Source organism: Bradyrhizobium sp. 604_D8_N2_3 (assembly GCF_051810765.1).
Lineage (GTDB): Bacteria > Pseudomonadota > Alphaproteobacteria > Rhizobiales > Xanthobacteraceae > Bradyrhizobium > Bradyrhizobium barranii.
The window spans coordinates 4,948,372-4,968,280 of sequence record NZ_JBPWPM010000001.1 but is presented as its reverse complement, the minus strand read 5'-3'; the positions used below and the strand labels follow the sequence as shown (position 1 = coordinate 4,968,280).

Below are 19,909 nucleotides of genomic sequence, written 5' to 3'. Positions count from 1 at the left end.
CGAGGGCGTTTACGCCACCCGCCGTGCCGCGCCGGCCCTGGTCAAAATCCCGTCAAGACAATCGATCATCTCGGCGATCTCGGCCCGCGCGACGTTCAGCGCCGGCATGAAGCGCAGCGTGTCGAGCTGCGGCGCGTTCAGGAGCACGCCGGCCTCGAACGCCTGCGCGACGATGCCTGGCGCGATCGGCAGCTTGAGGTCGAGCGCGAGCAAGAGGCCACGTCCCCGCACGCCGCCGAGGCCGTGCCGGGCCGAGACCTTCTGCAACTCGCTTTCGAGCAGCAGGCCGGTCTCGGTGACCGACTTCAGGAAGTCGGGCTTGCAGACCTCCTCGAGCACTGCCAACCCCACCGCGCACATGATCGGGTTGCCGTTGAACGTGCCGCCCTGGTCGCCGTGCTCGAAGCAGGAGGCACGTTCGGTCGCCAGCAGGGCCGCCAGCGGCACGCCACCGCCGATGCCCTTGCCGAGCGTCATGATGTCGGGCGCGATGCCTGTGTGCTCGTAGTGGAAGAGTTTTCCGGTCCGGCCCATGCCGGTCTGGATCTCGTCAAAAATGAGCAGCAGGCCGTGCGCGTCGGTGAGCGCGCGCAGTTCCTGCAGGAACTGATCGGTCGCGGGCCACACGCCGGACTCGCCCTGGATCGGCTCCAGCATCACCGCGACGGTGTTGTCGTTGATCAGCTCTTCGACCGAGGCGATGTCGTTCAGCTTCGCCTTCTTGAAGCCGGCGACCTTCGGCTCGAACAGCGGTTCGAACGCCTTCTTGCCCGAGGCTGACATCGTCGCCAGCGTCCGGCCGTGGAAGCCGCCTGCGAAGCTGATGATCTCGAACGCGCCGTTCCTGTGCAGGCTGCCGTATTTGCGCGCGAGCTTGATCGCGCCCTCGTTGGCTTCGGCGCCGGAGTTGGCAAAGAACACCTGGTCGAACGCGCTGTTTGCGACAAGCCGCTCGGCAAGCTTCAGGCTCGGCTCGTTGTAGAACGCCGGGCTCGGCGTCAGCAGCCGCTTGGCCTGCGCGGAAAGCGCATCGGCGATCGCGGGCGGGGAGTGACCGAGGCAGTTGACGGCCCAGCCCTGCACGAAATCGAGATAGCGCTTGCGGCTGTCGTCCCAGAGGTAGGAGCCGGCGCCGCGGACGAACACGGCCTTGGGCCGTGCGGTGATCTCCATCAGCGCGTCATACGGATGCGTGGTCATGTCGAACTCCTGTGGGGACGGGGTGGAAAAGGGGCGCAAAAAGCCGAAAGGCCGCACCTTGCGGGTGCGGCCTTCTCGAAAACTCGGCTGAATTCAGTGGTTCAGCGGCGTCGTCGGACATGGCGCACCCTCTCGTCGTCGCGGAAGCGACGGCGGAGCATTTCGGTGCGCTGATGGGTCCGAGCGTTGATCATGGGGCGGGTCCCTACAGCCGAAGGGCAGGGCTTGTCAAGCGGGCGTTTTGAAGAACACCCGTCCGGCGTGCATCGGCGAGATGGGAGAACGTCACTGAACGCCGTAGCGCGCAAAACTGTCCGCGATGCCGGCGTTGATTGCCTTGGCGGCCGCGATGTCTTGCTCAGCGCCTTCGTTGTCGCCCTTCTTTCGCTTCGCCAGTCCGCGGCCGTCGAGGGAGCCGTCGAGCTCAGGCTTTGCGCTCAGCGCCGCGTCGTAATCCGCAATGGCCGCGTCGAGATTGCCGAGCTTCAGATACGTGAGGGCGCGGCTGTCCAGCGTATAGGGGTCGTTGGGAGCCATCTGCAGCGACTGCTCGCAATCGGCCAGCGCCTCCTGCAGGCGGCCAAGGATCGCACGCGTCATGCAACGCGAATTGAACACGCCCGGATAGCTCGCATTGGCCTTGATCGAGCGATCGTAATCCTCCAGCGCCTGCGCATAGTCGTGGGTGTCGAAATACATGTTCGCGCGCGCAAAGAAATCGCGATCGTTGTTCGGACTGAGCTGAAGCGATTTTGCGAAGTCGGCCAGCGCACGCGCACGGTCGCCGCGGTCGCGGAAGACGCGTGCGCGGTTGCCGTAGGCCGGGCCGTAATTCGGGTCGAGCTTGATCGAGAGATCGAAATCCGCCAGTGCGCGAGCGTCGTCGCCATGGTTGCGATAGGCAGTGCCGCGATTGAAATAGGCCAGCGCAAATTTAGGGTCGAGCTTGATGGCCTGATCGTAGTCGGCCATCGCATGCTCGTAGTCGTTCTTGTGGATGTGGGAATTGCCGCGGTTGTTGTAGTAGAGCGCGTCGCGGGCATTCAGCCGAATCGCGCGCGTGTAGTCGGCAATGGCGTGGTCGGTGTCGCCGAGATCGTCATGGGCGATGCCGCGATTGTACCAGAGGTCGGCGTCTTTCGGATCGAGATCGATGGCACGGTTGAAGTCCGCCAGGGCACGCTCCGTGTCGCCTTTTCGCCGAAACATCTCGCCGCGATTGGCCAGCGCCCGCACATTCGAGGGATCGGCCTTGAGCACGGCCGAGCAGCCGGCGATGCGCTGATCCTCGTTTCCCCCGTCGTCGTCGCCATAGCACCATTGGCGTGCCTGCGCGGCTGACGGCGATCGCGCGGCGGCGGACAGGGCGAACACGGCCATTGCGATGCCGATCGCAGACAGCTTGAAGAGAATCCTTGACGTTTCAGTGTGTTTCATTGTTTTCCACATCGAAACCATTGCGCCTCTAGCGCGTTTGTGATCGAAGGACGCGACTTGGTTCGAACCGAATGCATCACGGGTCAGACCAAGAAGGCGGGACCAACCAGATAGTTTGAAGACCTTGTCCGATACGCCTTACCCGATCGACCTCGACAGCATTCGCGGCGCGTTTCCGCCGGGCATCGAGGCGCCATCCCTGCTGGTCGACTTTGCCGATTGGCTGAACGGGCGCCCGTGGGGCAGCGTCGGCCGTTTCTCGCTGCAAGGCCAGTTCTCCGATCAGGCGCCGATCTTCGACGGCAGTCCCTTGCGCGACAGGTTTTCACTGTTCATGCGGCTGCCGGATGGCTCGGCCGTCGGCGGCTGGTATGGCGCAGGTCTTGATCGCGACAACCCGCCGATCGTGGGGCTGGGCTCCGAGGGCGACTACGAGCTGCTCGCGCCGAGCCTCGACGGCTTGCTGGCGAAGCTGACGTCACAGCAATTTGACAAGGCCTGGAGCGATCTCAAGCCGCATGACGAGGTCGAGTGCCAGACCGACGAGCTCGCGAAATGGCTTGCGGGACAGCCGATCGGCGACAAGGCCGCGTGTGACGACGGTGCTGCAGAGCTTCCCGATTTCCGCGGCTTCGTGGAAAAATGGAGCCGGGATCGCGAAGACTATTGGGCCAATCATCGCTTGATGGCCGAGCTCGGCTGGCGGCTCGCCGCGCATCTGCCCAAGGGCAAGAAGCCCTGGGACAAGACGCGCTTCGAGGTCGCGATCGTCGGCAAGCAGTACGAGGCCCGCGTCCTGACCCTCGGCCCGCAGCCGTTCGAGGAGGCCGCCTCGATCGAATCGCTGCTGCGCGATCTGCGCGAGGAGATGCGCAAGGCACAGCCCGAGCTCGGGCTGTGGCACGCGATGAAATTCGGCCTCTATGTCGACGGCCGCGTCATGCCGAACTTCGAATACGATGTGCGTCCGATCATCGGCGGCGAGCCGGCGCAGCTCTCCGAAGCAAAGGCCGATCTCGCGCGCGCCCCGCGCCCGGAGCGGTGGGTGCCGAAATGGCTGGCGTGACGGAACACCGTCAGAATCCCGTCACGGAGCCGTGCAATCAGGTTGCTGATTGAATTAGCTTCTCGTCGGGGTAGTTCGCTGATGCGCGGCCTTTGTCACCGGTTGATTGTCGCGATCCTGCTGATGTCAGCGGCCTCGGCCGCAGACGCGCAAACCGAGCTCGTGGAAAGCGCCGTTGCCGACCTTCCGATCGTGCTGGCTACCGATCCCGCGCTCACGCGGCCTCACGTGATCACACCGGACGAAAAGAAAAACAGCGATGAGGCCGATGCTGGCGGCGTTATTCTCACCTACGTTTTTGAAACGAAGCTTCGCCTTCGGTCGGAGAGGTACTTCCTGGTTGTCTGCAGCTCCGGCGGTAGTGCCGACTACAATTGCGTATTCAACCTGATTGGAGGCGCGGGCGATCTCTATCAAGACCAGATCGAAGGCCTCCGATTCGAGATACCCGGCGACGGTTGCGTCTACGCCTCCGGTCACGTCAATACGATGTTCGACCATCGACGCAAGTACTGCCTTGACGACGACCGGTTGAAGGAGGTTAACCAGCCGTTTCATTACGTCGGCCTCAAGTCAAAGACGCTGCATGACTTGACGTTCTATTTCGATAAGGCTGCGACGAATGCGGTCGGCACCATTCCGAAGGGTGAGTTCGTTGAGGTGCTCGTCGCAAGCGACCGACGTGAGGGGGACTCGTCCGAGCGCTACCATTTCCTCGTTCGGAACAAGAATGGACTGACTGGTTGGGTCAGTCTGGCCGGAGGTCAGCAAGCGGAAGACATCGAGGGGATCTTTTTTGCCGGCGACTAGTCGCGTCGAACCGGTATTCTTCTGCTGTCGTGCCATCTTGACCTCGCGGGAACGGCACCTTCGATCTCCCTTGCGATCCCCCTTGACTTAGAGTGCGCTCGAAGGGGTATCTGTACGTGCGTCAGTACGAGAACGGGCACACATGAAGATCGGCGACCTCGCAAAACGAACCGGCTTGTCGACGCACACGTTGCGTTATTATGAGCGCGTCGGGCTGCTGCCATACGCAGACCGGGATCGTTCCGGCCAGCGTGACTTTGACGCATCGATCCTCACATGGATCGCATTCCTCGGTCGGCTCAAGACCACGGGAATGCCGATCCGGGACATGTTGCGTTATGCGGCGCTTCGTGATGAAGGCGATGCCACCGGGCCAGCCCGGCGGCAGATGCTGGAAATCCACCGGGAACAGGTTCGCACGCAGATTGCCGAACTCCAGGAATGCCTGCTCGTCCTTGATACCAAGATCGCCGGCTATGCCGGCGACGAACAGAGGACGAAGGAAAATGACGCACGCCCAAACACAAGCCGAAAGCCGCTTCGATCGCGGCCAGCGGGCCCTGTCACGCATTGACGGCAGAGCCGGCGAAAAGGTCGTCGCCTCACTCGCCGACATCGCTCCGGATTTCGCACGATACGTGATCGAGTTTCCCTTCGGCGACATTTACAGCCGCCCGGACCTCGGCCTGCGCGATCGAGAGATCGCGACGATCGCCGCGCTGACGGCGCTCGGAAATGCCGCGCCTCAGCTCAAAGTGCATATCGAGGCGGGTCTGAACGTCGGGCTGTCTCGCGACGAAATCGTGGAGATCATCATGCAGATGGCCGTCTATGCGGGCTTCCCGGCGGCGGTGAACGGGCTGTTCGCAGCCAAGGAGGTGTTTTCCGCGCATGACGGACGGCAGGCGTCGGGAGAAGCGACGTGACGAACTTCGAATACGATGTGCGCCCGACCATCGACGGCGAGCCCGCCAAGCTGACCGAAGCCCAGGCCGATCTCGCCCGCGCCCGACGTCCGGAGCGCTGGGTGCCGAAATGGCTGGCTTGACGGAGCTGTAGCCCAGCGACGGTCTGCTCCTTGCAAGCTTGAGGCACAGAGGCTGCCACAGCGTCATGGCCGGGCTTGTCCCGGCCATCCACGCATTGCCCAGTGGCACGAAGAACGTGGATGCCCGGGACAAGCCCGGGCATGACGACCTTCTTCATATCCGGTTGCAGCGACCCGCAAGAGAGGTGACGCGATCGTTGGCGCCGTCAGAACCCCGCGACGCTGCCGTGCAAGTCGTATTGGTCGGCTCGCTCGATCTTCGCGGTGACGATCTCGCCGACGCGCAACGGGCGGCGGCTGGAGAGATAAACCGCGCCGTCAATCTCCGGCGCGTCGGCCTTGGAGCGGCCTTTTGAAACCGTCGGGCCGACCTCGTCGATGATGATCTGCTGGCGCGTGCCGACCTTGCGCTTCAGCCGGCGCGCGGAGATCTTCTGCTGGCGGGCCATCAGCGCGTTGTAGCGCTCCTGCTTGATCTCTTCGGGCACGGGGTTCTCGATCGCATTCGACGTCGCACCGGCAACCGGCTCGTATTTGAAGCAGCCGAGGCGATCGATCTCGGCCTCATCCAGCCAGTCGAGCAGATAGGCGAAATCGGCATCGGTCTCGCCGGGGAAGCCGACGATGAAGGTCGACCGCAAAGCAAGATCGGGACATTCCTCGCGCCAGCGCTTGATCCGCGCCAGCGTCTTGTCCTGCGCTGCGGGGCGCTTCATCGCCTTCAGCACCTCGGGGCTTGCATGCTGGAACGGGATGTCGAGATAGGGCAGCACCTTGCCCTCGTTCATCAGGGCGATGACCTCGTCGACATGCGGGTAGGGGTAGACATATTGCAGCCGGACCCAGGCGCCGAGCTCGCCGAGCTCGCGCGCGAGGTCGAGGAATTTGGCGCGGACCTGACGATCCTTCCACGGGCTCTCGGCGTATTTGAGATCGACGCCGTAGGCGGAGGTGTCCTGCGAGATCACCAGCAGCTCTTTGACGCCGGCACCGACGAGGCGCTCGGCCTCGCGCAGCACGTCATTGGCCGGACGCGAGACGAGATCGCCGCGCAGCTTCGGGATGATGCAGAAGGTGCAGCGGTTGTTGCAGCCCTCGGAGATCTTCAAGTACGCGTAGTGGCGCGGCGTCAGCTTGATGCCCTGCGGCGGCACCAAATCGAGATGCGGATTGTGGGCGGGCGGCAGCGCGCGATGCACGGCGTCCAGCACGCTCTCATATTGCTGCGGGCCGGTGATGGAGAGCACGCCGGGATAGGCTTGCTCGATCTGCTCGGGTTCCGCGCCCATGCAACCGGTCACGATCACCTTGCCGTTCTCGGCCATGGCCTCGCCGATCGCAGAGAGCGATTCTTGCTTGGCGCTGTCGAGGAAGCCGCACGTATTGACGATGACGATGTCGGCCCCGTCATGCTTGCGGGCGAGCTCGTAGCCCTCGGCGCGCAGGCGCGTGATGATGCGCTCGGAATCCACCAATGCCTTGGGACACCCGAGCGACACGAAGCTGACCTTGGGCGCAGCCGTCTGATCCATATCCAAATCTGCCTGATTGACAGGCCTGAGCTAGTCCCAATTGCCCATAATTACAACCCTTTGCATCGCCCTCCGGCATGCTATGGATGAATCGCCGGGTGGTGAGTGAGCTATGAGCGCCGAACAGTCGCCTAAAATCGTGATTGTCGACGAAAGCCCGATCCGGGCTGCGATCCTCGAGGAAGGGTTGCGGGAGGCCGGATTCACGCAGGTCGTCCATATCCGCGAGATGCAGAGCCTGCTCGCCCGTATTTATGCGGTGGATCCCGACATCATCCTGATCGATCTGGAAAACCCCAGCCGCGACGTGCTTGAGGCGATGTTCCAGGTCAGCCGCGCCGTGAAGCGGCCGATCGCGATGTTCGTGGACCAGAGCGATTCAGCCTCGATCCAGGCGTCCGTGGAGGCGGGAGTATCCGCCTACATCGTCGACGGGTTGAAGAAGGAGCGCATCAAGCCGATCCTCGACCTCTGCGTGTCCCGCTTCAACGCCTTCGCAAAACTCCAGGAGGAGCTGGAGCGCACCAAGTCGCAGCTCGAGGACCGCAAGATCATCGAGAAGGCCAAGGGAATTTTGATGAAGGTCAAGGGCCTCACCGAGGACGAGGCCTACGTGCTGCTGCGCTCCACGGCGATGCGCGAGAAGAAGAAAATCGGCGAGATCGCGCAGTCGATCATCACCGCGTCGGAGATGCTGAAATGACCGGTCCCCTCCGCATCGGGTTCATCCCGCTGGTCGACGCCGCCGCCCTGATCGTCGCCGTCGACAAGGGCTTTGCTGCCGCCGAAGGGCTGGAGGTCGAGCTGGTGCGCGAGGTCTCCTGGTCCAACGTGCGCGACAAGCTCAATATCGGCCTGTTCGACGCCGCGCATCTGCTGGCGCCGGTGGCGATTGCGTCCTCGCTCGGGCTCGGCCACGTCAAGGTGCCGATCGCGGCGCCCTTCAACCTCGGTATCAACGGCAATGCGATCACGGTCTCGCCGGCGCTCCATGCCGCGCTGATGGAGGAGATCGACGGCGACCGCTTCGATCCGCTTGTCACGGCGAAAGCGCTGGCGAAGGTCGTCGCGAAGCGTCGCAAGCTAGGTGCCGATCCGCTGACCTTCGGCATGACCTTCCCGTTCTCGACCCACAATTACCAGCTGCGGTTCTGGATGGCGGCGGCCGGCGTCGATCCGGACGAGGATGTGCGTCTCGTGGTGCTGCCGCCGCCCTACATGGTCGATAGCCTCGCCAATGGCCATGTCGATGCGTTCTGCGTCGGCGCGCCCTGGAACTCGGTCGCGGTCGATCTCGGCATCGGCCACATCCTGCATTTCGTCTCCGACATTCTCGTGCGCGCGGCTGAGAAGGTGCTGGCGGTTCGCCAGGTCTGGGCCGACAAGCATCCGGATGTGGTGGCAGCGCTGGTGCGCGCGGCTGTGAAGGGCGCCGAGTTCATCGAGAACCCCGCGAACCTGTCTGAGGCGGCGCGGATCCTGGCGCAGCCGGAACGGATCGGCGTCGATGCCGAAGTCATTCAGCGAACCCTCACCGGGCGCCTGAAGATTTCTCCCGACGGCACCCTCCGCGAGAGCGGTCGCTATCTCCTGGTCGGACGCGAAGGGGCTGGGCGCCCCGATCCGGTCCAGGCGGCCTGGCTCTATGCGCAGATGGTGCGCTGGGGGCAGACCGCACTGACGCCGGACGGCGTCAAGACCGCGATGGCCGTGTTCAGGCCCGACCTCTACGACGCAGCCCTCGGTCAGCAATCGCCCACTGAAGCCCCCGCGGCGTTCGGGGCATTTGCGGGCCCGGCCTTCGATCCCGGCAACATCCGGGGGCATCTGGAGGCCTTCGAGGTCGGACGCTGGAAGGCCTGATTCGGTTCTGCATCGTTTTTGGGCGGAAGAGATCATCGGCTAAATTTTGAGCCACCTGCTCGAATTTCATGAGAGTTCCGGGTCGCGATTTTCCGGGCTTGTCTGTATCCATCTGAAATCAAAGGAATTTTTATTTCATTGAAGCTGGCACGCAACTTGTATGTTGCAGTGCGGCCAGCTTGTCACAGACGCCTGCTGAGCCAAGTCCCGCAGCAACGAAGCTGACCGGACCGTTGGGTGCGCAGCCGGCTTCTTGAGCCAGCCGAGTTCCTCGCGGGTCGCGCAATTTTCCGTCGATGCCACCCGGTGGCCGCAGGAGCTTCGTTACCGACCATGAAAATCGATACGCTCTCAGTCGACTTCTCCGACGAGCAGAAACGCTATCTCGAAGGCTTCACGACCGGTTTGCAGATCAGCCGGGTCGGTCGCAGTCTCGGCGGCAGCGCCGGCAAGGCCAATGCCGAGCCCACGGGCCCCGACGCCGTCCACATCAAGGCCCAGGACAAGGTCATCGCAGCCGGCAAGAAGCTCGCCGACCAGGAGAAGTTCAAGCGCGACGAGCATCCGTTCGATGCCTATCCGCGACTGCGGCAGCAGGCGCTCGACAACGCGCCGCCGAGCCCTGCGGACAATTTCCGCTGGCGCTATTACGGCATCTTCTACGTCGCGCCGACGCAGGACTCCTACATGTGCCGGCTGCGCATCCCGAACGGCATCATGAAGCACTGGCAGCTGTCCGGCCTTGCCGATCTCGCCGACGATCTCTGCGGTCCCTATAGTCACGTCACGACGCGCGCCAATCTTCAGCTCCGCGAGATCCCGCCGAAGAACGCGATCAAGCTGATCGAGGGCATCCAGGACCTCGGCCTGTGCTCGCGCGGGTCCGGCGCCGACAACATCCGCAACGTGACGGGAACACCGACGGCCGGCATCGATCCGCAGGAGCTGATCGACACGCGTCCCTTTGCGCGGGAGTGGCACTACCACATCCTCAACGACCGCTCGCTCTACGGCCTGCCGCGCAAGTTCAACGTCGCCTTCGACGGCGCCGGCAGGATCGCGGTCCTGGAGGAAACCAACGACATCGCCTTCACCGCGTTCGAGGTGAAGGACGGTTTTGGCGTCGAGCCCGGTGTCTGGTTCCGCCTCGGCCTCGGCGGCATCACCGGCCACAAGGACTTTGCAAAATATTCCAACATCATCGTCAAGCCGGAGCAGGCCACCGCCGTCGCCGACGCCATCGTGCGCGTGTTCATCGATCACGGTGACCGCACCAACCGCAACAAGGCGCGTTTGAAATACGTGCTCGATGCCATGGGCCACGACGGTTTCCTTAAACTCGTCGAGGAGCGGCTGAAGACGCCGTTCACGCGCGTGCCGGAAGAGGCGTTTGCGCCGCGGCCAGCCGCGGACCGCATGGCGCATATCGGCGTGCACAAGCAGAAGCAGGACGGCTTGAACTGGATCGGCGTCTCGCTGACGCTCGGCAAGATCAGCTGCGATCAGATGCGGGGTTTGGCCAAAGTGGCGCAGGACCTCGGCGACGGCGAGATCCGCCTGACCGTCTGGCAGAACCTGCTGATATCGGGCGTGCGCGACGAGAATGTCGAACTCGCCATCGCGGCGATCAAGCAGATCGGGCTCGCGGTCGAGGCCTCGCACATCCGCGCCGGCCTGATCGCCTGCACCGGCAGTGCCGGCTGCCGTTTCGCGGCTTCCAACACCAAGCGCAATGCCGCCGAGATCGGCGACTGGTGCGAGCCGCGCGTCGCCATGGACAAGCCGGTCAACATCCACGTCACCGGCTGCCATCATTCCTGCGCGCAGCACTACATCAGCGACATCGGCCTGATCGGGGCGCGCGTGCCGGTGAACGACGAAGACACGGTCGACGGCTATCATCTCTTCACCGGCGGCGGGTTCGGTCCCGATGCGGATGTCGGGCAGGAGGTTTATCACGACCTCAAGGCCGAGGACGCGCCGAAGACGGTCGAGGGACTGCTCAAGGCTTATATCGCCCACCGCTCGTCGCCCGACGAGACCTTCCTGTCCTTTGCGCGCCGCCATGACGGCGAAACGCTGCGCAAGCTTGCCGATGCACAGGTGTCCGCATGAACCAGATCACGCCTCCGCCGAAACTCGACATCATTCCCGCCAGCGCCCCGTTCTCCGACGCGCAGCGCTCCTGGCTCAACGGCTTCTTCGCCGGGCTGTTGTCGCCTGATGTGGCTACGCCGCTGTCGGCGGAGCAGGGCGCAGCCGTCATGCAAGCCGGCGACGGCGACGACGGTGAAGCGCCGTGGCACGACCAGACCATGCCGATTGCGGACCGGATGAAGCTCGCCGAAGGCCGTCCCGTGCGCCGCAAGATGATGGCCGCGATGGCGCAGCAGGATTGCGGCCAGTGCGGCTACAATTGCCACGACTATTCGGAGGCGATCGCCACCCGTAGCGAAGCACGGCTCAATCTCTGCGTCCCCGGCGGCAAGGAAACCGCGCGGATGCTGAAGTCGCTGTACGAGGAGCTGGACAAGGCGCCGGCGGCCAAGGCGGCCGACAAGGTGGATGCGGTGGCGGCGCCGGCCGTGACGGTGACGATCGCCGAGCCCGGCCGCTCGCGCGACAATCCGATCGCGGCGACATTCCTGTCGCGGCGCCTGCTCAACAAGGGGAAGTCGGAGAAAGAGACCTATCACGTCGAGTTCGATCTCGCGGAGAGCAAGCTCGACTATGTCGTCGGCGACAGCTTCGGCGTGTTCGCACGCAATGAGGTCGGCCTCGTCGATCAGATCATCGCGCTGCTCGGCGCTTCCCACACCACCAAGGTCAACGGCAAGACGCTGCGCGAGGTGCTGATCGACGACGTCTCGCTGTCGCCGGCGCCCGACACGCTGTTCGAGCTGATCTCCTTCATCACCGGCGGCGCGCAGCGCGAGAAGGCGCGGGCGCTGGCGCAGGGCGAGGATCCCGATGGCGACGCCGCCACGCTCGACGTCATGGCGGCGCTCCAGAAGTTCTCGGGCACGCGGCCGCATCCCGAAGCCTTCGTCGAGGCGCTGGAGCAGCTCCAGCCGCGGCTGTATTCGATCTCCTCCTCGCACAATGCGACGCCCGGAAAGCTGTCGCTGACGGTGGACTCCGTGCGTTACGTCATCGGCAAGCGCAAGCGGATCGGCGTGGCCTCGACCTTCCTCGGCGAACGCATCGCCGAGGGCGAGAAGCTCAAGGTCTACGTGCAGAAGGCACATGGTTTCGGCTTGCCGCAGGATCCGAAGACGCCTGTCATCATGATCGGCCCCGGCACCGGCATCGCGCCGTTCCGCGCCTTCCTGCTCGATCGCAAGGCGACCGGCGCGCCCGGCAAGAACTGGCTGTTCTTCGGCCATCAGCGCAGCGATTGCGATTTCTTCTATCAGGAAGAGCTCAACGCGATGAAGACCTCGGGGCTGTTGACGCGCATGTCGCTGGCCTGGTCGCGCGACGGCGAGAAGAAGTTCTACGTGCAGGACCGCATGCGCGAGGTCGGCCGCGAGGTGTGGACCTGGCTTGCCGAAGGCGCGCATCTCTACATCTGCGGCGATGCCAAACGCATGGCCAAGGACGTCGAGCGCGCACTGGTCGACATCGTCGCGCAGTTCGGGGCACGTTCTACGGATGAGGCCGTCAGTTTTGTCGCCGAGCTCAAGAAGACGGGCCGCTTCCAGGCTGACGTCTACTAAGGCGCGAGCCGATCAGCGCAAATCGTCCCGGCGGCGCAACCGCCGGACGTCGCGCCGCTGGGCCGCTTCTACTGTGCATGGGGTTGTTTTCGACAATTTTGTTTGGAGGGTGTCTGAATGCCTCCGCCCGACTGTCATCCCAACGTCATCCGGGCCGGTTCCAGCTGGCTCGGATCTTAACGAATAAGATTCTCGGAACCCTTGGGTGAAGAGAATTTGCACCTGCGACGGGGCGCCTTCAGAGAACCTCCATCGCTATTTTCTCCGCCATCTTGCCTCCCGCCAGGGTTGATCCTTCATACTCCCACAAATGGGGCGTTGGAGATCGACCATGCGCGAACTATCGGCGGAAGCCAGGCTGCACTTCTACGCGCGCTCGCTCTCGCGTCGGACCGGGGCGAGCATGCACCACGTTGGGCTCTACAGCGCGTTCGCGGTCATCGCGGCCATCGTGTTCGGCACGCTCTCGGTGCATCCGTTCTGATTACGCCCCGCGCTTGAACGGCGCGACCTCGATTCCCGCATCCTTCAACGCCTGACGCAGGCCGCGCGCGATGTCGACTGCGCCCGGCGTATCGCCGTGGATGCACACCGTGTCCGTGCGCATCTTGATCACCTTACCAGTGACCGAAACCACCGCACCGTCCTGCACCATGCGCACCACGCGGTCGGCGATGGCCTTGGCATCGTGCAGCACCGCGCCGGGCTTCTTGCGCGAGACGAGGTTGCCGTCGTCCTCATAGGCGCGGTCGGCAAACACCTCGTGCACCATCGGCAGATTGGCGTCTTCGCCGGCCTTCACCAGTTTTGAGTTGGCGAGCACGACGAAGATGAGATTGGCATCGACCGCCCTGACGCCGGCGGCGATCGCCTTGGCCGTCATGTCGTCCTCGCAGGCGACGTTGGAGAGCGCGCCATGCGCCTTCACATGCGTGACCTTGTGGCCGGCCGCGGTCGCGATCGCCTGCAGGGCGCCGATCTGGTAGGCGACGAGGTTCTCGATCTCGGAGGCCTTCAGGCCCGCGATCGGATGCCGGCCGAAACCATGCAAGTCGCGATATCCGGGATGGGCGCCGACCGAGACGCCGCGCGCCTTCGCCAGCTCCACTGTCCGGCGCATGATGTCGGGGTCGCCGGCATGGAAGCCGCAGGCGACGTTGACCGAGCTGGCAAGGTCGATCATCGCGGCGTCGTTGCCCATCTCCCACGCGCCAAAACCTTCGCCGAGGTCGCAATTGAGATCGATCGTCTTCATGGGGTGCTCTCCGCCTCTGGTCGTCTTGTCGCTTACGGCTCCGCCGTGACCTGCCAGGTCCCGGCATCCATGGCGCTCACCGCATAGCCCGCGACATTAGCATCGCTGAGCGCCTCGATGTTGAGCTCGACGGTATCGGAAGAGCGCAGGCGATCGGGCAGGTTGCGGATGAGTTGCGCGAACTTGCGCGCCTCTTCCTGCGCCTCGGCCATGGTGACCTCGAGGAAGCGGAACGCGGTTCCCGCCGAGGTCTGTGCGAGGCGGCCGACATCGGCCGTGATCACGGTTGCGATCTTCGGATAGCCGCCGGACGTGCCGCGATCCATCATCAGCGCGATCGGCGAGCCGTTGCCGGGGACCTGGATGCTGCCGTTGACGGTGCCGTCGGAGACGATGTTGTGGCCATGCAGATGCTTGATCGCCGGGCCCTCGAGCCGGTAGCCCATGCGGTCGGAGGTCGCCGAGATCTTCCACTCGCTATCGAGGAACAGCGCCTTGTTGGCGTCGTCGAACTCGTCGTCCTGCGGTCCGAGCAGGACGCGGATCGGACCTGTTGCTGGCTTCGGCAGCTCGATGCGCAGCTCGGGCGCGCCGCTTGCGGCATCAACTGTGAATTCATCGCCGGCCTGCAGCGGGCGCGGGTAGGGGCTGCCGAGGCCCGCGCGGGCGTTCACCGCAAGGCTGCCGAACACCAGTTCGCCTTTGATCCCGCCTTCGATCGCCAGATAAGTGAACGCGCCGCCGCGGGCAAAGCCCAGCGTCAGCGTCTCGCCGTCCTTGAGCGTCACTGACGTGTCCATGGCCACCGGCTTACCGGCGACGTCCGCATTGCGCGGCGCGCCTGATATCGCGACGCGCACGGCGCCGTCTTTGGCGGTGAACGTGGCGCCGAACGGGCCGATCTCGACCACGGCCGCGAACGGCTCGTTGCCGACCAGCGTGTTCGCTGCTGCCAGTGACAGACGGTCCATCGCCCCGCTGACCGTCAGGCCGTAGCGCTGCGCGCCGTGGCGGCCGCCGTCCTGGACGGAGCTTGCGGGACCGATGCTGGCGATCACGAGCCGGCTCATGCGACCACCCGCTCGGCGATGATCTCGCCGGCCTCGGCGGCGCGATCCTGTTCCTCGAAGGTCTTGTGGTCGATGGCGAAAAACGTCACGCGATCACCGGGTTCGGTGAGAAAGGTCGGATTCCGGTGGAGTTGATAGGTTCTGACAGGCGTGCGGCCGAGCAAGTGCCAGCCGCTCGGGGCCGCCAGGCACTGGATTCCGGCCTGGATACCGCCGATCGAGATCGTGCCGGCGGGCGTGAACAGCCGCGGGCTCTGCCGCCGCGACATGTGCAGGGATTTGTCGAGGCCGCTGAGATAGGACCAGCCCGGGGTGAAACCGATCATGGCGACACGGTAGTCGCCGGCGACGTGACGGGCGACGATGTCGTCGGGCGTGGTGTTCAGCGCCTTGGCGACATCCTCGAGGTCGATGCCGTGCTCGCCGCCATAGGCGACGGGAATGCGCCAGCGCCGCGCCTTCGTGGCCGGCGGCAGCGGCTGGCTGGCGAGCGCAAGCAGCTTTTCGCCGAGCGCGTCGAAGCCGATCTTGCCGGGATCGTAATGCACCAGCAGCGAGCGATAGGTCGGAACGGTCTCGGTGATACCGTCGATGGGGCTTGCTGCGAGCGCCTTGTCGAGCGCGAGCACGCGCTCGTTGGCGGCGTCATCGATGGTGCGGCTGAATTCGACCGTGACGGCGCTGTCGCCACTGGGCAGAAGGCGGGGCGGGGGAAGCGTCGCGGCCATGAGCTGTCGAAGGGCTGTCGAAATCGGGCTTCTCAGGAAATGCGGGCTCAGCCTTGAGTTCCGCTTTTCCTTGCTTCGCGTAAATGCGCCCGCAAGTCCAATAAATTAATGCAAGGGGAAGCGATAAAGCGTTGTTATCGCGTCGCATAACAGCCCAGCGGCCCTGCGTTCTTGCTGGCTCTTTGGCCCTTGACGCAAGGGCTGCGGCTCGCAAGATGCGCGCGTTCTTTCCCGCCCATCCGGAGCTCGTCCTCGTCCATGTCGCTGTCCCCCGAAGCCCGCAAGACCCTCGCCGGCATCACCACTGCCACCATCACCACGGTCCTGCTGAAGAAGGGCCTGCGCAACGTGTGGATGCGCGGCGCGCGTCCGCTGCGTCCGGGCCTGCCGCGCCTGGTCGGGCCGGCCTTCACGCTGCGCTTCGTGCCGGCGCGCGAGGATCTGGCGACGCCGGAATCCTGGTCCTCGCCGATCTCGACGCGCACCGCGATCGAGGCGATGCCGGACGGCTGTATTGCCGTGGTCGATGCCATGGGCATCACCGATGCCGGCATCTTCGGCGACATTCTTTGCGCGCGCATGATGAAGCGCGGCGTGACCGCACTCGTCACCGACGGCGTGGTGCGGGACGTCGAGGGCGTGCTCGGCACCAATCTTCCGGTGTGGTGCGACGGCTATGCCGCGCCGCCGTCGGTTGCAGGCCTCACCTTCGTCGGCTGGGGCGAGCCGATCGGCTGCGGCGGCGTTGCGGTGTTCCCGAACGACATCGTGGTCGCCGACCAGGACGGCTGCGTGCTGATCCCGCAGGCGATGCTCGATCACGTGCTCAACGAGGGCGTCGAGCAGGAGCGGATGGAAGCCTGGATCGTCAACGAGGTGAACAACGGCGCGGTGTTGCCGGGCCTCTATCCCATGAACGCCGAAACCAAGGCGCGCTACGCCGCCAGCAAGAAGTAACAGGAAACGAGGTATCCCATGGAAATCACCGTCGCAGGCACGCGGCCGACCCGCCGCGCGCCCAAGGAAAATTTTACGGGCACTGTGTTGCAGGACCCCGTGATCATGGCCCCGGCGCCGGCGCGGCTGAACTGCTCGCGCGTCACCTTTGAGCCGGGCGCGCGTACCAACTGGCACCACCATCCGCTTGGGCAGACGCTCTACGTGATTTCGGGCGTCGGCCGCGTCCAGACCAAGGGTGGCCCCGTCAAGGAGATTCGTCCCGGTGACACCGTCTGGATTCCGCCGGGTGAACTGCACTGGCACGGCGCCTCGCCCAACAACAGCATGTGCCATATCGCCATGCAGGAGGCGCTCGACGGCGTCTATTCGACCTGGCTGGAGCCGGTGACCGACGCGGAGTACGGCGCGGCGCTGGGCTAATCTCTCGTGCCCCCGGATGCAATGCAGCGCGTAAGCGCTGCGTTGCTGATCCGGGGCCCACAAGTTTCCTCAAAGCAAGAGCCCTTTGGTCCCGGCTTTGCGCAGCAACGCTGCGCGTTGCAGCGCGTCCGGGACACGGCAAATCACATCCGTTCCGCGGTCCACGTGCCCGTGCACAGGGGGCCGTGCCATGTGCCGGAGCCTGAGGTGCCGCTGAGCCGCCCGAAGCCGACGGCGCGTTTGATCCCGGTGCTCAAGGTGACGTTGATGCTGCCGGCATCGGCCACGCGGCCGGATGCCGAAACCGCAGCGCTGCTCGATGCGATCTGACCGTTGCTGATGCCGATCGACACCGTTGCGCCGTTGCCGCAAGTCTCGCTCGATGATGAGATGCGGACATTCCATGCGCCGTCGAAGGTGGAGGTCGCCGCGCCCGCCTGCGTCAGCGGGACGGCGATGGCGACAATGCTGGCGAAGAGACCTTTGCAAAATCCGTTCATGACACGCCCCGTTGGTTGACCATGGGGGGATCGTGGCATGAGCGCGGAACCCGCGATGTGAGGGCTGTCACGTGCGCAAGGGGCTCTGTGAGGTGGCGCACTCCGCAAAGAGATCGCGGACAAAAGCAAAGGGGCCCGGATCGCGGGCCCCTTGTCTCGGTTCGAACGTCGAAGTCGGACTCAGTTCACGCGCGTCCAGGTCTGGCCGCCGCAGAACATGCCGCCGAAGGCGCAGCCCTGCACGCGCAGGCGGTCGGTGCCCTTCATCGCGATCGTGGAATCGTAGGTCGAGCCGGAGTTGGGATCGAGGATGCGGCCGGACCATTTCTGATCCTTGTTCTGGTCCTTGGCGGGTTTCATGTTGATGAGGACCTGTTCGCCGTTCTGGTTCGATTTGCTGTCGACCGAATAGCCGCAGAGATTGCTGCCGCATTGCTCGATGCGGACCTTGCCTTCCTTCTCCTCGGTCAGCCAGATGCCGAGCGGTGAATTGAGATCGCGCGCGGGCGCGGCTGCGGGAGCCGGGGGAGCGACGGCGGCGGCCTGAACAGGTGCGGGTGACGGGGCAGGCGCAGGAGGCGGCGCCGGGGGGGCAGCAGCCACAGTCGGGGCCGGCGGCGGCGCCACGGCGGGCGCTGCCTGCTGCCCGACCGGAGCGGGCGCCGGAGGCGGTGTAGGCGGCGGCAACACGGCCGTTTCGGCCGGCGCATTGCTGGCGGTTGCAGACGGCGGTGGAGCGGGCGGGGGCGGAATTGGAGGCGGCGCTGCGGCGGCCGGAGCCTGTTCGGTTGCGGGCGGCGCTGCGAGGGGGGCAGGTGCTGGCGCCGAAGCGGCTGGCGGTTGCGGATCAACCTTGGCCTGTTGCGGCGCCTGCTGGCCCGGGCTCGTCTCGTTCTTCTTGGCCTTCTTCGCCTTGCCCTGGCCCGTGTTGTCATAGACGCCGGGGATCTGCACCGTGCCGCGGTCCGGATCGATGCGGATGGTGCGCCCGCCATATTCGAAAGTGTACTGCGCCTGCGCAGCGGTGCTCGCCAAAAGGAATGCGGCCGTGGCCAACAGCTTCCTCATTTCGGTCTCCTGAACAGCTGGTCCCCGTACCGACACTTACGCGCCGGTTCGATCGCAAAAAGTGATCTAGATCACTCTCACCGTATGAGTCGTGTTCCGGCGGTTCCGGGTTCAATAACGCCGAACTCCGTCCAGAGTTGGACGGCGGAGCGGCGCCTCTGGACGCGGTAGGGGATAGGCAAGTAAAACCGTTGTGGTTGAAGCTTTCGAAAGCACACGCAGATGCTACAGCCACGACTTGGCGAATTTATTCTGATCGTAGTCGTTTGCCTTGCTGCGACGCTGGCGCACGCGGCCGGGCTCCGGTTTATCGAAGTGCCGGCGGACGCCGGCGGCCCCGCGCTCGCGGGCATGGTGTGGACACCTTGTGCGGCGGCGCCCTCCGAGGTCGCTTTGGGCGGCGGTGTCGTCCTGCCGGGTGTGAAGGACTGTCCGGTAGCGGGCAATCGACTGCCGCTGATCGTCGTGTCGCACGGACGGCGCGGCTCGTTTTTGGGCCACGTCGACACGGCGACCGCATTGGCCGATGCCGGCTTCGTGGTCGCTGCGATCAATCACCCAGGCGACACTGCCAGAGACACCAGCCGGACCGATGAATTCTCCGTCCTGGTCGAGCGCCCCGCCGACATGAAGCGGCTTACGGATTTCATGCTCGGCGCCTGGAAGGAAGCGGCGGTCCTGGACCCCAAGCGGGTTGGCTTGTTCGGGTTCTCGCGCGGCGCCTATACCGGTCTCGTCGTGATCGGCGGCAACCCCGATTTCGGCGCGCTCGCTCCGTTCTGCGACAGCGACGGAGCCACGACGCCAAAATGCCGGGACATTCGCGAGAGCCGGGTACCGACCGAGCCCTCAGTCCACGATCCCCGTATCAGAGCCGCCATACTGGCGGATCCGGCACTTTTTGACGGCCTGTTCAGCCGCGAGCGTCTGGCTGGCGTGACGATCCCAATTCTCTTGTGGCGTTCGGCGTTTGGCGGTGATGGCGCCGTACCCGATGCTGTCGATGCGCTGGTGCCGCTGCTTCCTGCGCAGCCCGACTACCGGATCGTGCCGAACTCCACGCATTTCTCCTTCATTGCTCCATGCCCACCCAAGCTTGCCGAGGCCGCGCCGATCCCGTGCACCGATCCTCCAGGGTTTGATCGGATAGTGTTTCACGACGTGTTCAACGGCGCAGCCGTCGCCTTCTTCCGCGCGCGCCTGGAGTGATGGCGCACGCGGCGAGAACATCGC

General features: G+C 64.7%; 21 protein-coding genes. 13 read left to right on the top strand and 8 right to left on the bottom strand.

Annotated features, from left to right (window positions below):
• Positions 1-9 precede the first annotated feature (9 nt).
• Positions 10-1,200: an acetylornithine transaminase gene (locus AB7245_RS23620; protein ID WP_085398992.1), complete on the bottom strand. Its 1,191-nt coding sequence runs from the start codon at positions 1,198-1,200 to the stop codon at positions 10-12.
• Between the two features lie 285 nt (positions 1,201-1,485).
• Positions 1,486-2,637, bottom strand: coding sequence for a tetratricopeptide repeat protein (locus AB7245_RS23615; RefSeq protein WP_231142031.1), 1,152 nt, complete (start codon positions 2,635-2,637; stop codon positions 1,486-1,488).
• 115 nt (positions 2,638-2,752) lie between these two features.
• Here AB7245_RS23615 and AB7245_RS23610 point away from each other — a divergent pair, with 115 nt between their 5' ends.
• The 5 genes from AB7245_RS23610 (at position 2,753) to AB7245_RS23590 (ending at position 5,561) form a co-directional block, all read left to right on the top strand.
• The gene (locus AB7245_RS23610; RefSeq protein WP_225048847.1) at positions 2,753-3,703 is read left to right on the top strand and encodes a hypothetical protein; all 951 of its coding nucleotides are present in this window, start codon (positions 2,753-2,755) and stop codon (positions 3,701-3,703) included.
• A gap of 42 nt (positions 3,704-3,745) precedes the next feature.
• Positions 3,746-4,513, top strand: a complete 768-nt coding sequence (locus tag AB7245_RS23605; protein WP_144030615.1) for an SH3 domain-containing protein — start codon at positions 3,746-3,748, stop codon at positions 4,511-4,513.
• A gap of 142 nt (positions 4,514-4,655) precedes the next feature.
• A complete protein-coding gene (locus AB7245_RS23600; RefSeq protein WP_085398994.1) occupies positions 4,656-5,087 on the top strand; it encodes a MerR family transcriptional regulator in 432 nt (143 codons plus the stop codon).
• A complete protein-coding gene (locus AB7245_RS23595) occupies positions 5,020-5,439 on the top strand; it encodes a carboxymuconolactone decarboxylase family protein (RefSeq protein WP_014495189.1) in 420 nt (139 codons plus the stop codon). The genes AB7245_RS23600 and AB7245_RS23595 overlap by 68 nt, the downstream gene beginning before the upstream one ends.
• A complete protein-coding gene (locus tag AB7245_RS23590; RefSeq protein WP_283808540.1) occupies positions 5,436-5,561 on the top strand; it encodes a hypothetical protein in 126 nt (41 codons plus the stop codon). The genes AB7245_RS23595 and AB7245_RS23590 overlap by 4 nt, the downstream gene beginning before the upstream one ends.
• A gap of 206 nt (positions 5,562-5,767) precedes the next feature.
• Here AB7245_RS23590 and rimO read toward each other — a convergent pair whose 3' ends face one another.
• Positions 5,768-7,093 (bottom strand): 30S ribosomal protein S12 methylthiotransferase RimO, encoded by a 1,326-nt coding sequence (gene rimO / locus AB7245_RS23585; RefSeq protein WP_063983228.1) that lies wholly within the window; start codon positions 7,091-7,093, stop codon positions 5,768-5,770.
• A 112-nt stretch (positions 7,094-7,205) separates the two neighbouring features.
• Between rimO and AB7245_RS23580 the strand changes: the two genes are divergently transcribed.
• From AB7245_RS23580 to AB7245_RS23560, 5 genes are all read left to right on the top strand, one after another.
• Positions 7,206-7,796 (top strand): ANTAR domain-containing response regulator, encoded by a 591-nt coding sequence (locus AB7245_RS23580; RefSeq protein WP_027559205.1) that lies wholly within the window; start codon positions 7,206-7,208, stop codon positions 7,794-7,796.
• The gene (locus AB7245_RS23575) at positions 7,793-8,956 is read left to right on the top strand and encodes a CmpA/NrtA family ABC transporter substrate-binding protein (protein WP_085398996.1); all 1,164 of its coding nucleotides are present in this window, start codon (positions 7,793-7,795) and stop codon (positions 8,954-8,956) included. The genes AB7245_RS23580 and AB7245_RS23575 overlap by 4 nt, the downstream gene beginning before the upstream one ends.
• 333 nt (positions 8,957-9,289) lie before the next feature.
• A complete protein-coding gene (locus AB7245_RS23570; protein WP_085398997.1) occupies positions 9,290-11,071 on the top strand; it encodes a NirA family protein in 1,782 nt (593 codons plus the stop codon).
• A complete protein-coding gene (locus tag AB7245_RS23565) occupies positions 11,068-12,675 on the top strand; it encodes a sulfite reductase subunit alpha (protein WP_085398998.1) in 1,608 nt (535 codons plus the stop codon). Before AB7245_RS23570 ends, AB7245_RS23565 begins: the two co-directional genes overlap by 4 nt.
• Before the next feature lie 331 nt (positions 12,676-13,006).
• Entirely contained in the window at positions 13,007-13,159 is a 153-nt protein-coding gene (locus tag AB7245_RS23560) for a hypothetical protein (RefSeq protein WP_014495196.1), read from the top strand.
• Here AB7245_RS23560 and AB7245_RS23555 read toward each other — a convergent pair whose 3' ends face one another.
• The 3 genes from AB7245_RS23555 to pxpB are packed head-to-tail and all read right to left on the bottom strand — an operon-like array spanning position 13,160 to position 15,728.
• Positions 13,160-13,930: a LamB/YcsF family protein gene (locus AB7245_RS23555; protein ID WP_085398999.1), complete on the bottom strand. Its 771-nt coding sequence runs from the start codon at positions 13,928-13,930 to the stop codon at positions 13,160-13,162. It lies immediately after the preceding gene.
• A gap of 32 nt (positions 13,931-13,962) precedes the next feature.
• Complete coding sequence (locus AB7245_RS23550) at positions 13,963-15,000, bottom strand: biotin-dependent carboxyltransferase family protein (RefSeq protein WP_085399000.1); 1,038 nt, start codon at positions 14,998-15,000, stop codon at positions 13,963-13,965.
• Positions 14,997-15,728: a 5-oxoprolinase subunit PxpB gene (gene pxpB, locus AB7245_RS23545; protein WP_085399001.1), complete on the bottom strand. Its 732-nt coding sequence runs from the start codon at positions 15,726-15,728 to the stop codon at positions 14,997-14,999. Before pxpB ends, AB7245_RS23550 begins: the two co-directional genes overlap by 4 nt.
• A gap of 258 nt (positions 15,729-15,986) precedes the next feature.
• On the opposite strand from pxpB, the gene AB7245_RS23540 reads away from it, so the two are divergent.
• Both AB7245_RS23540 and AB7245_RS23535 read left to right on the top strand, forming a co-directional pair.
• Positions 15,987-16,685, top strand: coding sequence for a ribonuclease activity regulator RraA (locus tag AB7245_RS23540; protein WP_008129640.1), 699 nt, complete (start codon positions 15,987-15,989; stop codon positions 16,683-16,685).
• Positions 16,686-16,703: 18 nt separating this feature from the next.
• Positions 16,704-17,108, top strand: a complete 405-nt coding sequence (locus AB7245_RS23535; RefSeq protein WP_014495201.1) for a (R)-mandelonitrile lyase — start codon at positions 16,704-16,706, stop codon at positions 17,106-17,108.
• A gap of 143 nt (positions 17,109-17,251) precedes the next feature.
• Here the strand turns inward: AB7245_RS23535 and AB7245_RS23530 are convergent, their stop codons facing one another.
• Together AB7245_RS23530 and AB7245_RS23525 are read right to left on the bottom strand one after the other, a co-directional pair.
• Positions 17,252-17,608, bottom strand: a complete 357-nt coding sequence (locus AB7245_RS23530; protein ID WP_354115174.1) for a hypothetical protein — start codon at positions 17,606-17,608, stop codon at positions 17,252-17,254.
• A gap of 180 nt (positions 17,609-17,788) precedes the next feature.
• Complete coding sequence (locus tag AB7245_RS23525) at positions 17,789-18,676, bottom strand: DUF2147 domain-containing protein (RefSeq protein WP_085399003.1); 888 nt, start codon at positions 18,674-18,676, stop codon at positions 17,789-17,791.
• 393 nt (positions 18,677-19,069) lie between these two features.
• On the opposite strand from AB7245_RS23525, the gene AB7245_RS23520 reads away from it, so the two are divergent.
• On the top strand, positions 19,070-19,885 hold the full coding sequence (locus AB7245_RS23520) for an alpha/beta hydrolase family protein (protein ID WP_439035040.1): 816 nt from the start codon (positions 19,070-19,072) through the stop codon (positions 19,883-19,885).
• Positions 19,886-19,909 lie beyond the last annotated feature (24 nt).

Bases quoted from the DNA above. Each gene is read 5' to 3' on its own strand.
- AB7245_RS23620 (WP_085398992.1), bottom strand. From the start codon at position 1,200: ATGACCACGCATCCGTATGACGCGCTGATGGAGATCACCGCACGGCCC.
- AB7245_RS23615 (WP_231142031.1), bottom strand. From the start codon at position 2,637: ATGAAACACACTGAAACGTCAAGGATTCTCTTCAAGCTGTCTGCGATC.
- AB7245_RS23600 (WP_085398994.1), top strand. From the start codon at position 4,656: ATGAAGATCGGCGACCTCGCAAAACGAACCGGCTTGTCGACGCACACG.
- AB7245_RS23595 (WP_014495189.1), top strand. From the start codon at position 5,020: ATGACGCACGCCCAAACACAAGCCGAAAGCCGCTTCGATCGCGGCCAG.
- rimO (WP_063983228.1), bottom strand. From the start codon at position 7,093: ATGGATCAGACGGCTGCGCCCAAGGTCAGCTTCGTGTCGCTCGGGTGT.
- AB7245_RS23580 (WP_027559205.1), top strand. From the start codon at position 7,206: ATGAGCGCCGAACAGTCGCCTAAAATCGTGATTGTCGACGAAAGCCCG.
- AB7245_RS23575 (WP_085398996.1), top strand. From the start codon at position 7,793: ATGACCGGTCCCCTCCGCATCGGGTTCATCCCGCTGGTCGACGCCGCC.
- AB7245_RS23570 (WP_085398997.1), top strand. From the start codon at position 9,290: ATGAAAATCGATACGCTCTCAGTCGACTTCTCCGACGAGCAGAAACGC.
- AB7245_RS23565 (WP_085398998.1), top strand. From the start codon at position 11,068: ATGAACCAGATCACGCCTCCGCCGAAACTCGACATCATTCCCGCCAGC.
- AB7245_RS23560 (WP_014495196.1), top strand. From the start codon at position 13,007: ATGCGCGAACTATCGGCGGAAGCCAGGCTGCACTTCTACGCGCGCTCG.
- AB7245_RS23555 (WP_085398999.1), bottom strand. From the start codon at position 13,930: ATGAAGACGATCGATCTCAATTGCGACCTCGGCGAAGGTTTTGGCGCG.
- AB7245_RS23550 (WP_085399000.1), bottom strand. From the start codon at position 15,000: ATGAGCCGGCTCGTGATCGCCAGCATCGGTCCCGCAAGCTCCGTCCAG.
- pxpB (WP_085399001.1), bottom strand. From the start codon at position 15,728: ATGGCCGCGACGCTTCCCCCGCCCCGCCTTCTGCCCAGTGGCGACAGC.
- AB7245_RS23540 (WP_008129640.1), top strand. From the start codon at position 15,987: ATGTCGCTGTCCCCCGAAGCCCGCAAGACCCTCGCCGGCATCACCACT.
- AB7245_RS23535 (WP_014495201.1), top strand. From the start codon at position 16,704: ATGGAAATCACCGTCGCAGGCACGCGGCCGACCCGCCGCGCGCCCAAG.
- AB7245_RS23530 (WP_354115174.1), bottom strand. From the start codon at position 17,608: ATGAACGGATTTTGCAAAGGTCTCTTCGCCAGCATTGTCGCCATCGCC.
- AB7245_RS23525 (WP_085399003.1), bottom strand. From the start codon at position 18,676: ATGAGGAAGCTGTTGGCCACGGCCGCATTCCTTTTGGCGAGCACCGCT.